We start from the raw sequence: 13,001 nt of genomic DNA, 5'->3' as shown, positions 1-13,001 counted from the left end.
TCAGCCTCTTTTCCATCTCGTACCTTGAGGCGTATCTTCAAGAATGATGTCCATGTCTTTCAGTTGGTCCCTGATTTCATCCGATAACTTGAAGTTCCTGTCTTTCCTGGCTTGGTTCCTCTTTTCAATCAGCGCTTCAATTTCTTCATCAAGCAGTTCTTCATCGCCAAGTTTCAGCCCAAGCACCTCAAAAAGCACTTCAAACTCATTTGTAAAACGGTCAATAACCTCGACAGCCGTAGTCTTTTCCATTAGGTACTGATTAGCTAATTTCGAGAGGTCAAACAGGACCGAAACTGCGTTGGCTGTATTAAAATCGTCATCCATTTCCTTGATGAATTGCTCCCTGAAGCCGTCAATTTGCTGTAACCAATGGCCGTTATCGTCTGTAAGCCCTGTACTTGCTTCCCTCCTGTGCTTCAGGTTTTGGTAGGATGTCTTCAGCCTTTCCAATGCTGCTTTAGTGTTTTCTAGCAGCTCCTCACTGTAGTTGATCGGATTCCGGTAATGGACCGACAGCATAAAGAATCGGAGGACCTGTGGATCATGTTTTTTAATAATGTCATGGACGAGGACGAAATTGCCGAGCGATTTCGACATTTTTTCATTGTCTATGTTTATATAGCCGTTATGCATCCAATAGCGCGCAAACGTCTTTCCGGTAAGCGCTTCTGACTGCGCAATCTCGTTTTCATGGTGTGGGAACGCCAAATCCTGGCCGCCCGCATGAATATCGATCGTATCTCCAAGGTATTTCTTCGCCATGGCCGAGCATTCGATATGCCACCCCGGACGTCCTTGGCCCCAAGGGCTTTCCCAATAAATTTCGCCTTCCTTCGCCGCTTTCCAAAGGACGAAATCAAGGGCGTCCTGTTTCTTCTCGCCGCGTTCGATCCGTGCGCCGACTTTCAGTTCATCGATCGATTGGTGTGAAAGTTTTCCATAGCCATCAAATTTCCTTGTCCGGAAATACACATCTCCATTAGCTTCGTACGCATAGCCTTTGTCGATTAATGCCGAAATGAACTCAATGATAATATCCATGCTTTCCGTCACCCTCGGGTGAACGTCAGCCTTTTTGCAGCCGAGTGCCGTAACGTCTTCAAAATAGGCGTCGATGAATCGGTCAGCGATTGTAGGAACGTCCTCGCCAAGTTCCTTTGCCGCCCTTATAAGCTTGTCATCAACATCTGTGAAATTCGAGATATAATTTACGTCATATCCGCGGAATTCCAAGTACCGCCTGACTGTATCGAATACAATGGCCGGACGGGAGTTTCCTATATGGATATAGTTGTATACGGTAGGGCCGCATACATACATTTTTACCTTTCCTTCTTCAAGCGGAACAAACGCTTCTTTTTTTCGTGTTAATGTATTATAAAGCTGAATGGCCATATCATCTGGCTCCCTTCAATTTGATTGCATCCAATTCTTCTTTCAACATGGCAATTTCCTTTTCAAGCTCTTTGAAACGGTCGCCGGTTGGATCCGGCAAATCCGTATGATCCAGCCTTTTGCCGACTTTCACCCCGTTTTGGATGACAATTTTACCTGGTATGCCGACAACGGTTGAATGGGCAGGAACATCCTTCAGGACAACCGAACCCGCGCCTACTTTTGCATGTTCCCCGATTATAATCGAACCGAGCACCTTGGCGCCAGCCGCAATCAAGGCGTTGTCGCGGATGGTTGGATGGCGTTTTCCTTTTTCCTTTCCTGTCCCGCCAAGAGTAACTCCCTGATATACAGTTACATTATCCCCGATTTCACATGTTTCACCAATGACTACACCCATTCCGTGGTCAATGAAGAAGCGGCGGCCAATCTTGGCGCCCGGATGTATTTCGATCCCGGTAAAAAAACGGCTGATTTGCGAAACTAAACGAGCCATAAAGAAAAATTTCCGTTTAAATAATGCATGGGCGATTCGATGGGCCCAAATGGCATGCAATCCGGAATAAGTCAGGACTACCTCAAATGTGCTCCTTGCGGCCGGATCCTGCTCGAACACCACATCGATGTCTTCCTTCAAGGTTTTGAACATTTTTTCCCCTCCCTGCAAAGGAAATGAAATGATTCTTCCAAGACAATTAAAAAACGCCCCTGCCATAAAGACAGAGACGCTTGTGCGCGGTTCCACTCTGTTTGGGCCTAATCCTTTCAAGGCCCCAACTTAAAACCTGGTAACGGCAGGTACCGCCCTTCGCCTACTGCGGCCAGCGCCGGTTCGGGAGGGACTCAGGGGTGCATTTCAAAAAATCGAGAGGCTTAAACCACTTTCAGCCGATGATGGTTCTCTCTTTCAAGCTTCGTTTTTCTACTTTTCCCCGTCTTTGATTTGTAGCTATAGGATTACTCATACTATATACCATTTTAGACCAATTGTTAACTAATTAAATCGTTCAATCTCTTTTGAATTTTTTCCCTGCCCAGTAATTCAATTGTTTTCGGCAAGTCCGGTCCATGTGTCTGGCCCGTAACAGCCGCGCGGATAGGCATGAAAAGCTTCTTTCCTTTATGGCCGGTCGATTTCTGCACGGCTTTCATCGCAGCCTGGATGCCTTCCGCCTTAAATTCGTCAAGTTTGCCAATTTCATCAAGGAAGGCTTTCATCACTTCCGGCACCTGCTCCTCAGCAAGGACCTCTTTTGCCTCCTGATCCGGATTGATATCATCACGGAAGAAAATATCCGACATTTCGACAATTTCAGCGCCATAGCTCATTTTTTCCTGGAAAAGGGCGATAAGGCTGACAACCCACTCTTTATCCTGCCCGTTTAATTCCGGTTCGACCAGCCCCGCCTTGACAAGATGAGGCAAGGAAATGGCCACAAGCCTGTCCAAATCGGCTTTTTTCATATACTGGTTGTTCATCCAGGCAAGCTTTTGCTTATCGAAAAGGGCCGGAGATTTCGAAAGCCTCGCGGGATCAAATATCTCTATGAATTCTTCTTTTGAAAATATTTCTTCTTCTCCTGCCGGCGACCATCCAAGCAGGCCGATAAAGTTGAACAGCGCTTCCGGCAAATAGCCTAACTCCTCGTATTGTTCAATAAATTGAATAATCGATTCATCCCGCTTGCTCAATTTCTTGCGGCTTTCATTGACAATAAGCGTCATATGTCCAAAGATCGGAGCTTCCCAGCCAAGTGCTTCATAAACCATGAGCTGCTTCGGCGTGTTTGAAATATGGTCATCACCGCGAAGGACGTGGGTGATTTCCATCAGATGGTCATCGATCGCAACCGCGAAATTGTAAGTCGGCGTACCGTCTTTTTTAATCATGACCCAATCGCCCATACCCTCAGATTCAAAGGATACTTCACCCTTTACAATGTCATTGAAGGTATACGTTTTTCCGGCAGGAACTTTGAGGCGAATGCTCGGCTGCCTTCCTTCGCCTTCAAGGCGATTCCGCTCTTCATCCGTCAGATTCCTGCACTTGCCTGTATAATGTGGCGTTTCGCCGCGGGCTGACTGTTCCTCGCGCTCGGCTTCAAGTTCTTCCTCGGTGCAGTAGCATTTGTAAGCATGGCCTTCCTCAATAAGCTTTGTGTAATATTCCCGGTAAATATCATTCCGCTCGGACTGCCTGTAAGGGCCGAAGCCGCCATCTTTATCGACGCTTTCATCCCAATCCATCCCCAGCCACTTTAAATATTTCAGCTGGCTTTCTTCTCCGCCCTCAATATTGCGCTTCTTGTCCGTATCCTCGATTCGGATAATAAACTTGCCGCCCTGGCTGCGCGCAAACAAGTAATTGAATAAAGCTGTACGGGCGTTTCCAATATGTAAATGTCCTGTCGGGCTTGGCGCATACCGCACTCGAACTGTATTTGACATAAAAATCCTCCTAAACGTGCTGCTGATTTTACTTCATGCTCCATTTTACCACTGTGAATCAAATGCAGGAAGACCAGAGGGCCCTTAACCGTTCCTTTTTTGCAGCAGAACTGCCACCTGGGAGGCAATCCCTTCACCCCGTCCAGTAAATCCAAGTTTCTCGGTCGTCGTGGCTTTTACATTGATTCGGCTCGGATCTGCTTCCAGCAAATCCGCGATCCTTTTCTTCATCTCCCCTACATAGGGAGCCATTTTCGGCTTTTGCGCAATAATGGTGCAATCGGCATTGCATAGTTCATATCCTTGTTCTTTAACCATCTTCCATACCTGCTCGAGCAATTTCGCGGAATCGGCATCCTTGAACGCCTCGTCCGTATCCGGGAAATGCCTTCCGATATCCCCTTCACCGATTGCCCCCAGGCAGGCATCCGCCACGGTATGCAAAAGAACATCCGCATCCGAATGGCCCAAAAGCCCTTTTTCATAAGGGATAATTATCCCACCAATAATGAGCGGGCGGCCTTCCACCAGCTGATGCACATCAAATCCCTGTCCAATCCGAAACATATCCGTATCTCCTTTAAAGTTAAATACTAGTTTTGCACAATACCTTTTATATGTTCTGGCGGTCGCGCTGCCTTAAAATCGCCTCGGCAAAAACAAGGTCTTCCCTCGTTGTCAGCTTTATATTATTGTAATCGCCTTGAACGATTGCTACCGGATGCGGCAGCCGTTCCACAAGGCTCGCATCGTCCGTCCCGAGGAAACTATCCTGCCCTGCCCTTTCGTGCGCTTCAAGCAGCACCGAAATACGAAAAGCTTGTGGGGTTTGGACCGCCCACAAGCTGGAACGTTCAATTGTTTCCGCGACATGATTTCCTATTGCCTTTTTTACTGTATCCTTTACCGGTACCGCCAAAATGGCGGCTCCATCCCGTTCCGCCGCTTCCGCCAGCCTGCCGATAAGGCTTTTTGTAATGAACGGTCGGGCAGCATCATGGACAAGGACAAGGCCCTCGCCGCCCGCCTCCTTTAAGCCGTTGAAGACGCTTTGCTGGCGTTCCGCCCCTCCCAGGGCAAACTTGACCGGCTTTTTGATTTTATACCGATTCAGAAGGCCTTCCATCTCATCCCGCTCGTCCGGATTAACCGCCAGGATCATGGCCTTGCAATTTTCATCATTTTCAAATACCAAAAGCGTATGGATAAGGACGGGAACGCCGTCGAGTTCAAGCAAAAGCTTATTGATCCCAGCCCCCATCCGTTTCCCCCGGCCCGCCGCCGGAAGGATCACTGTATACTTCATATGAAAAACCCCAGTTATTATAGTACTCCAATGCCGATATGGGCCACGGATTTACAATGCTTTCTCATAAAGCTTTGGCTTTGCGAAAATCATCCGCCCTGCGGATGTCTGAAGGACACTTGTGACCATGACATCGATTCTCTTGCCGATATATTCACGGCCTTCCTCGACGACAATCATCGTGCCATCATCCAGATATGCGACACCCTGGTGGTGCTCCTTGCCATCCTTTATGACCTGGACGCTAAGTTCTTCGCCCGGAAGGACAACCGGCTTGACCGCATTGGCAAGGTCATTGATATTAAGGACCGAGACGTTCTGGAACTCGCTCACCTTATTCAGGTTAAAATCATTTGTAACCAAAATCCCGCCTGTTTCCTTTGCGAGTTTCACAAGCTTGCTGTCGACTTCCTGAATATCATCGAAATCGGCTTCGCTTATTTCCACATTAATGGAAATTTCCTTTTGGATGCGGTTTAAGATATCCAGGCCGCGCCGCCCCCTGTTGCGCTTCAGTACATCCGATGAATCGGCGATATGCTGGAGTTCTTCGAGGACAAATCGGGGAATGACAATTGTTCCTTCCAGGAAGCCCGTCTGGCAAATATCCGCGATGCGCCCGTCAATGATGACACTAGTATCCAATATTTTAAGAGAATGGGCAGCTGCCTTCTCCTGGTCCTCTTCCGCGGCCTTTTTCTTCTTGCTCGTGAAAAGATTCATCATTTCATCACGTTTTTTGAAGCCGACCTGGAAACCGAGATACCCAAAAAGAAGGGTAAGAAGAATCGGTGCGACTGTATTGAGCACCGGGACTTCAATCGCATTCAGGGCAAAGCCGACCAGGAATGCGACAATCAGGCCAAAAGTAAGTCCCAGGCTGCCAAAAAGAACATCCGTAACAGGAACCCTAACAAGGGTATCTTCAACCCATTTAACAAAATCTATTACATACTCAACTGCCCAAAAAGTAAGAAAATAAAAAATAAGTGCACCTAGGATGGCTGCCATATAGGAATTGTTCAAAAATGATATTCCGTCAGCCCCTATAATATTCAATAATGGCGGAATTAAAAAGATCCCAAGCGTTCCTCCGGTAATAAGAAAACACGCCTGAACGATTCGTTTTAACATTCCCTCACCTCCTTTTAATCATTATAAACAAAAACCCGGAAATGAAACCTCAATTGCCACGACAAATTTCCAGGAAAAAGCTTTTTTCCGAGCATGACCGCCTTGAGGCGCCGGCCCTTAAAACAAGTCATCTCATACTATTCCCCAAGCGCTGCCCTGAGCGCTTCACTGACAGTGGATACTCCTATTAGCTCCAATCCTCTAGGGCCTGTCCAGCCCCCCAGGTTGTTTGCCGGCAGGATGACCCGCTCAAAACCAAGCTTGGCCGCTTCCTGGACCCGCTGCTCAATCCTTGATACTCGCCTTACCTCTCCGGTCAGCCCAACTTCGCCTATAATACAATCGGTCGGCCTTGTCGGTTTATCGCGAAAACTGGATGCAATGCTGACCGCAACAGCAAGGTCTATCGCCGGTTCATCCAATTTGACTCCTCCGGCCACCTTTAAATAGGCATCCTGGTTTTGGAGGAGCATGCCCACTCGTTTTTCCAGGACAGCCATTAAAAGCGGAACCCTGTTATGGTCAATCCCCGTGGCCATCCTTCTGGGGTTCCCAAAGCTTGTCGGTGAGATAAGCGCCTGTATTTCAACGAGCACCGGCCTTGTCCCTTCCATTGATGCCACCACCGTGGACCCTGCAGCGCCACGCGAACGCTCCTCAAGGAAAATTTCTGACGGGTTCTCGACTTCCTCCAGGCCCGCTTCCTTCATTTCAAAAATACCCATTTCATTTGTCGATCCGAACCGGTTTTTAACAGCCCTGAGAATCCTGTACGTATGATGCCGTTCGCCTTCGAAATAAAGGACGGTATCCACCATATGCTCCAGCAAACGCGGCCCCGCGATATTGCCTTCCTTTGTGACATGGCCGACAATGAATATGGCTACCCCCTTGGTTTTTCCGATCCTCATCAGCTCCGCTGTACACTCGCGCACCTGCGAAACGCTGCCGGGCGCCGAAGTGACCTCAGGGTGAAAAACGGTCTGGATTGAATCGACGATTACAAATTCAGGAGCGGTTTGTTCAATTGTTCTGCTGATTTCTTCAAGGTTGGTTTCAGAGTACACCAGAAGATTGTCCGAAGCAACTCCCAGCCTCTCCGCCCGCAGTTTTGTCTGCCGAAGCGACTCTTCCCCTGATATATACAGAACTTTATGCCCTTTATTCGACAGTTGGGATGATACTTGTAGGAGAAGGGTCGATTTACCGATCCCAGGGTCTCCGCCAATCAATACGAGCGACCCTTTGACAACCCCGCCTCCAAGCACCCTGTTCAATTCAGCCATGTCGGTATAAATCCTTGGCTCACTAATTGTTTCAACCGCTGTAATCGGCATCGCCTTAGAAGAGACCGCGGAACCTTCGGAGTGGGCGAAAGCGCCCCTCCTTCCCGACGAAGCGGGTTCAACCTCTTCCACCATCTTGTTCCATTCCCCGCAGCCAGGGCATTTTCCCATCCATTTGGGCGACTCGTATCCGCAATTCGTGCACATAAATTTCGTTTTACGCTTTGCCATCGCTTGCCCTCTCCATCGCTTTTACTATTTTTACACAAGGCACCCCAATCCGGAAAAAAATCAAGGAGGTACCGCCAGATAAATAAGCGTGAACCTCCTTGATTGATGCTATCCTAACTGCGGCAGATTTACCCTACAGGATCCTTTGCCGCTGTTTTCACAGTGAACTCGCCATTATCTACATCAATTATAACATGCTGGCCGGTCAATAATGTACCTTTTAGCAACTCTTCCGAAAGGCGGTCTTCAATGTGCTTCTGGATAGCCCTGCGTAGCGGCCTTGCGCCGTATTCAGGATCATAGCCTTCCTGAGAAATTTTCTCCTTGGCGGTATCCGTTAACTCCAGTGTAATGTCTTGCTCTTTCAACCGTTTTACAAGCTGGTCGGAAAGGAGGGTAACAATTTCCTGAAGATGTTTCCTTTCAAGGGAATGGAAGACGATAATTTCATCAATCCTGTTAAGGAATTCGGGACGGAATGCTTTTTTCAGCTCTTCCATGACCTTTCCCTTCATATCCTTGTAATCCTGTTCACCATCCTGGATATTAAAGCCTACATATTTGTTTCTTTTCAAAGCTTCCGCACCGACGTTGGATGTCATGATCAGCACAGTATTCCTAAAGTCGACTGTCCGTCCTTTGGAATCAGTCAGGCGCCCATCCTCCAATACTTGCAGCAGAATATTGAAGACATCAGGATGTGCCTTTTCTATTTCATCCAGTAGAACAACGGAGTACGGTTTACGGCGAACCTTTTCTGTAAGCTGCCCGCCTTCCTCATACCCGACATATCCCGGAGGAGAACCAACCAGCCTTGAGGTGGAATGCTTCTCCATGTATTCCGACATATCGATCCGGATCATGGCATCTTCATCGCCAAACATCGCTTCGGCAAGCGCCCGTGCAAGTTCGGTCTTTCCCACCCCTGTTGGGCCAAGAAAAATGAACGAGCCGATCGGACGTTTTGGATCCTTCAATCCGGCACGCGCGCGGCGGACTGCTTTCGAAACTGCTTTAACCGCTTCTTCCTGCCCAATTACCCTGGAATGAAGGATTTCTTCAAGATTCAAAAGCTTTTGGGTTTCTGTTTCCGCGAGCTTTGAAACCGGAATTCCTGTCCAGCTGGAAACAACATGCGCGATATCTTCAACTGTGACCTCGCTGTTTTCCTTGCCTTGCTGCTCTTTCCAGCTTTTCTTTGTTTCTTCAAGCTGTTCGCGTAGCCGCTGTTCCGTATCCCTCAAAGAAGCCGCTTTTTCAAACTCCTGGCTCTGTACGGCCGCATCTTTTTCTTTTCTTACCTCTTCAAGCTTTACTTCAAGCTCCTTTAAGTTAGGTGGCGTTGTATAGGAACGGAGCCTTACCTTGGAACCAGCTTCGTCAATTAAGTCAATGGCTTTATCCGGTAGGAACCGGTCAGAAATATACCTATCGGAAAGTTTGACCGCTGCTTCAATCGCCTCATCGGTAATTGTCACCCTGTGATGGGCTTCGTATCGGTCCCGCAAGCCTTGAAGAATCTGGATGGACTCATCCGCTGTTGGCTCATCAACCCGGATTGGCTGAAAGCGCCTTTCAAGGGCCGCGTCTTTTTCAATGTATTTCCGATATTCATCAAGTGTAGTTGCACCGATACATTGCAGCTCCCCTCTTGCAAGCGATGGCTTCAGGATATTGGAGGCGTCAATCGCGCCTTCCGCGCCACCCGCGCCAATCAATGTATGCAATTCATCGATAAACAAAATAATATTTCCCGCCTGCCTTATTTCATCCATAACCTTCTTCAGGCGGTCTTCAAATTCACCGCGGTATTTTGTTCCCGCAACGACCGTTCCCATATCAAGAGTCATGACACGCTTATCGCGGAGGATTTCGGGTACCTCATTATTCACGATTTGCTGGGCAAGCCCTTCGGCTATCGCGGTTTTCCCAACTCCCGGCTCCCCTATCAACACAGGGTTGTTTTTTGTCCTGCGGCTGAGCACCTCGATTACACGCTGAATTTCCTTGCTGCGTCCGATGACAGGGTCAAGGCTGCCTTCCCTCGCAATAACAGTCAAATCCCTTGCCAGGCTGTCTAGCGTCGGTGTGTTGGCACTGACAGAAGTACTGCCAGGATGACCCCCGGATTCATTGCTGCCCAGGAGCTGAAGGACTTGTTGCCGCGCTTTGTTAAGGCTCACTCCAAGATTGTTTAATACCCTTGCCGCAACACCTTCGCCTTCACGGATGAGGCCGAGCAGGATATGCTCTGTGCCAACGTAGGAATGGCCGAGTTTACGGGCTTCATCCATGGAGAGTTCAATTACCTTTTTCGCCCTTGGAGTGTAATGAATTGTCTGGGGAACCTCCTGGCCCCTGCCGATAAGCGTTTCAACCTCATTCTGGATCTTTTCCGCTCCCAGGCCAAGCCCATAAAGGGCCTTTGCAGCAATTCCATCTCCCTCCCGGACGAGGCCGAGCAAAATATGTTCAGTTCCAATATTATTGTGGCCGAGGCGGATTGCCTCTTCCTGGGCCAGCGCAAGCACTTTCTGAGCCCTTTCTGTAAAACGCCCAAACATCATCGTCGTTTCCTCCTCATCTATTATCGATTTCCAGCTTTAACCGTTCCCTGATCAGGCCGGCACGCCGTATGTCCCTTTCTTCCGGCCTCAATGGACCGCCCGCATATTGCTGGAGGAATCCCGGCTGCGTCAAAATCATGAGCTCATTCAATATCGTCCTGGATATATTTTTTATATACCCCATATCAATTCCCAGCCTAACATCCGATAAACACCGGGCAGCCTCTTTTGTTTCAATAATTCTACTGTTCGAAAGGATCCCGAATGACCTAAATACCCGGTCTTCCAATTGTATGCGGGATGTCTTTTCCAAGGCCTCGCGTGCCGATCTTTCTTGAGCGATCAGCTGCCCGACCACGCTAATCAAGTCGTCAACAATATCTTCTTCCGATTTTCCAAGGGTAATTTGGTTGGATATTTGAAAAATATTGCCGAGCGCTTCGCTTCCTTCCCCATAAATCCCCCTTACCACAAGGCCGAGCTGATTTATAGCGGGAATAATCGCATTTATTTGCTGCGTCAAGATAAGCCCGGGAAGATGCATCATTACTGATGCCCTCAAGCCGGTTCCCACGTTTGTGGGGCAGCTGGTCAAATACCCAAGATCCTCATTGAAAGCATATTTTATATTCCCTTCCAGCCAATCATCAATAACATTTGCCGCTTCGAGCGCTTTTGTTAGCTGGAGGCCGGGGAAGAGGCATTGTATCCTGATATGGTCCTCCTCATTAACCATTACGCTTATCTCTTCATTCTCGGAAAGCAGGCATGCGCCGAAAGGAGAATCCTCAGCGAGGTGTGGACTAATTAAATGCTTTTCGACTAGAACCCTTTTTTGCAGGGGCTGAAGCTCGTGCATTGAAAGAAGTTCAAGTTTGCCGAAAGCTGTAAGCCCCGGCCCCTCCACCATTTCCTTGAGTTTCGAAATAATGGCCTGCCCTTCTTCATTTGTAATAAGTGCTGGAAATTTGTATTCTTCTAGATTGCGCGCAAGCCTAATCCTTGAACTGAGAACAATATCCGCTTCAGGGCCTTCCTCATTCATCCAGGAGCTTACTGCGTGATTTAAAAAGTTCTCAAAAGACATGTTAGTTCCCCCCTCCGGCCGTGCCTTCCATCAGGTTTTCAAGCGCCCTGATTTCGTCCCGGATTTCAGCTGCCTTTTCAAACTCCTCCAGGGATATGAGTTCCTTTAGCTTCCGCTTGGACTCTTCAAGTTTTTTTCGAAGATGAAGCGTCCCTCCGACCCGCTCTGGTATTTTCCCATTATGGGTCCAATTTCCCCCATGGAGCCTCTTTAATATTGGCTGCAGCTGGGCCGAAAACGTCTTATAGCACTGAGCGCATCCAAACCTGCCAACTTTGACAAACTGGGGAAAAGTCATTCCACAATTAGGACATTGAATGACTTCTTCCCTATTAAATGCCTCGTGGCCTGGTTGCTGGTAGCCTTTATCGAAATTCAGGAGGCCTGCGAGCAGATTGTTAATTGAAAATCCAGCCCCTCCATTCATCATAAACAAATCGCCCTTTTCCCGTGCACAATGCTCGCAAAGATGGAATTCAGTTTTCTGGCCGTTCAGGATTTTTGTAAAGTGCATCGTTGCCGGCCTTTGGTTGCATTCTTCGCAAATCATCTTCTCACCTTCTTAAACGTGTATGCGGCGCGAATACGCCCTTTTTTCTATTTATATTTCAGTGTTGTCAGCATCGCTTTTAGCATCCGCGCCCTTAATTCATCCCTGTAGGGAAGGTCAATAAACAAGATTGACCTGTCAATGACGCTCAGCATAATTTTTGCTTCTCGTTCGGAGATAACTTTTTCCTCTATTAACCGGACGATGATACCCTCCGCTTTGCTTTGGCTGACTTGGTCCTGTATAAGTGAAAGCACATGGTCGAGTAAGTGGGCGTGGTCATTTGACTGGACCTTCATAATTCGTATATAGCCGCCGCCTCCACGCTTGCTTTCCACCAAATATCCTCGCTCGATAGTAAACCTTGTGTTGATTACATAATTAATTTGGGAAGGGACGCATTGAAATTTATCAGCTATCTCACTTCTCCTTATTTCAACAAGGTCCTCATCGCTTAGCTCCAAGACCTGTTTCAAGTAATTTTCGATGATGTCAGAGATATTTCTCAACTTGCCACCCCCTACTGACTTTGACTATATTTGACATTAATTATACATGATGCGGTTATGTAGTTGCAATTTTTTTGGTCACTGTTATTTTCTCCAATTACTGCTAGCGCAAAACCTTTTGGGAGGCTTTTGCAAAGGGGGTTTTTTCTTCTACCCCAGTTTCGGAAAACTAAACAGCGCTGAGTAGAGTTTTTATATTTTTCAATATATTTCATGCGAAAGGTATTGAGTGCGGGTTTTTTATGCTTGGATGGAAAGGATCATTTAGCGAGGGAAGCGGAGGATTGGTTGTGTTGGATGTTGGCACTCCATTCGAGTTTTCGATAGGCAAACAAAGATTTGAGCGATACCGTTTTAGGTTTTAGCCTATTCTTTGTCGCTTATGAAATTATTGGTCTTTGCACACCAAAAAAGGCAACCCATTTCAGGTTGCCTTCCATTTTTGCCCGGCAGCGTCCTACTCTCACAGGGGCAAGGCCCCAACT

At 47.8% G+C, this 13,001-nt stretch carries 11 protein-coding genes and 1 other annotated feature; all 11 genes read right to left on the bottom strand.

Features of this window, described 5'->3' with window-relative positions; genetic code table 11:
• Window positions 1-1,398: a cysteine--tRNA ligase gene (cysS, locus tag DRW41_RS20720; protein ID WP_115453945.1), complete on the bottom strand. Its 1,398-nt coding sequence runs from the start codon at window positions 1,396-1,398 to the stop codon at window positions 1-3.
• A 1-nt stretch (window position 1,399) separates the two neighbouring features.
• Complete coding sequence (gene cysE, locus DRW41_RS20715; RefSeq protein ID WP_115453944.1) at window positions 1,400-2,047, bottom strand: serine O-acetyltransferase; 648 nt, start codon at window positions 2,045-2,047, stop codon at window positions 1,400-1,402.
• 69 nt (window positions 2,048-2,116) lie between these two features.
• Window positions 2,117-2,346: a binding site (T-box leader), on the bottom strand.
• A gap of 42 nt (window positions 2,347-2,388) precedes the next feature.
• Entirely contained in the window at window positions 2,389-3,846 is a 1,458-nt protein-coding gene (gene gltX, locus DRW41_RS20710) for a glutamate--tRNA ligase (RefSeq protein WP_115453943.1), read from the bottom strand.
• An 84-nt stretch (window positions 3,847-3,930) separates the two neighbouring features.
• Window positions 3,931-4,413 (bottom strand): 2-C-methyl-D-erythritol 2,4-cyclodiphosphate synthase, encoded by a 483-nt coding sequence (ispF, locus tag DRW41_RS20705; protein ID WP_115453942.1) that lies wholly within the window; start codon window positions 4,411-4,413, stop codon window positions 3,931-3,933.
• 46 nt (window positions 4,414-4,459) lie between these two features.
• A complete protein-coding gene (gene ispD / locus DRW41_RS20700) occupies window positions 4,460-5,152 on the bottom strand; it encodes a 2-C-methyl-D-erythritol 4-phosphate cytidylyltransferase (protein ID WP_115453941.1) in 693 nt (230 codons plus the stop codon).
• Between the two features lie 51 nt (window positions 5,153-5,203).
• Entirely contained in the window at window positions 5,204-6,286 is a 1,083-nt protein-coding gene (locus DRW41_RS20695; RefSeq protein WP_115453940.1) for a PIN/TRAM domain-containing protein, read from the bottom strand.
• A 137-nt stretch (window positions 6,287-6,423) separates the two neighbouring features.
• Complete coding sequence (gene radA / locus DRW41_RS20690; protein WP_115453939.1) at window positions 6,424-7,803, bottom strand: DNA repair protein RadA; 1,380 nt, start codon at window positions 7,801-7,803, stop codon at window positions 6,424-6,426.
• Between the two features lie 128 nt (window positions 7,804-7,931).
• Window positions 7,932-10,370: an ATP-dependent protease ATP-binding subunit ClpC gene (gene clpC, locus DRW41_RS20685; RefSeq protein WP_115453938.1), complete on the bottom strand. Its 2,439-nt coding sequence runs from the start codon at window positions 10,368-10,370 to the stop codon at window positions 7,932-7,934.
• 13 nt (window positions 10,371-10,383) lie between these two features.
• Window positions 10,384-11,457, bottom strand: a complete 1,074-nt coding sequence (mcsB, locus tag DRW41_RS20680; protein WP_115453937.1) for a protein-arginine kinase McsB — start codon at window positions 11,455-11,457, stop codon at window positions 10,384-10,386.
• Window position 11,458: 1 nt separating this feature from the next.
• Window positions 11,459-12,007, bottom strand: a complete 549-nt coding sequence (gene mcsA / locus DRW41_RS20675) for a protein-arginine kinase activator protein McsA (protein ID WP_115453936.1) — start codon at window positions 12,005-12,007, stop codon at window positions 11,459-11,461.
• A 47-nt stretch (window positions 12,008-12,054) separates the two neighbouring features.
• Window positions 12,055-12,516, bottom strand: a complete 462-nt coding sequence (locus DRW41_RS20670) for a CtsR family transcriptional regulator (protein ID WP_115453935.1) — start codon at window positions 12,514-12,516, stop codon at window positions 12,055-12,057.
• Window positions 12,517-13,001: the final 485 nt, after the last annotated feature.

This window comes from Neobacillus piezotolerans, assembly GCF_003362805.1.
Classification (GTDB): Bacteria; Bacillota; Bacilli; order Bacillales; family Cytobacillaceae; genus Bacillus_D; species Bacillus_D piezotolerans.
This window is presented reverse-complemented; position numbering and strand designations above follow the sequence as displayed.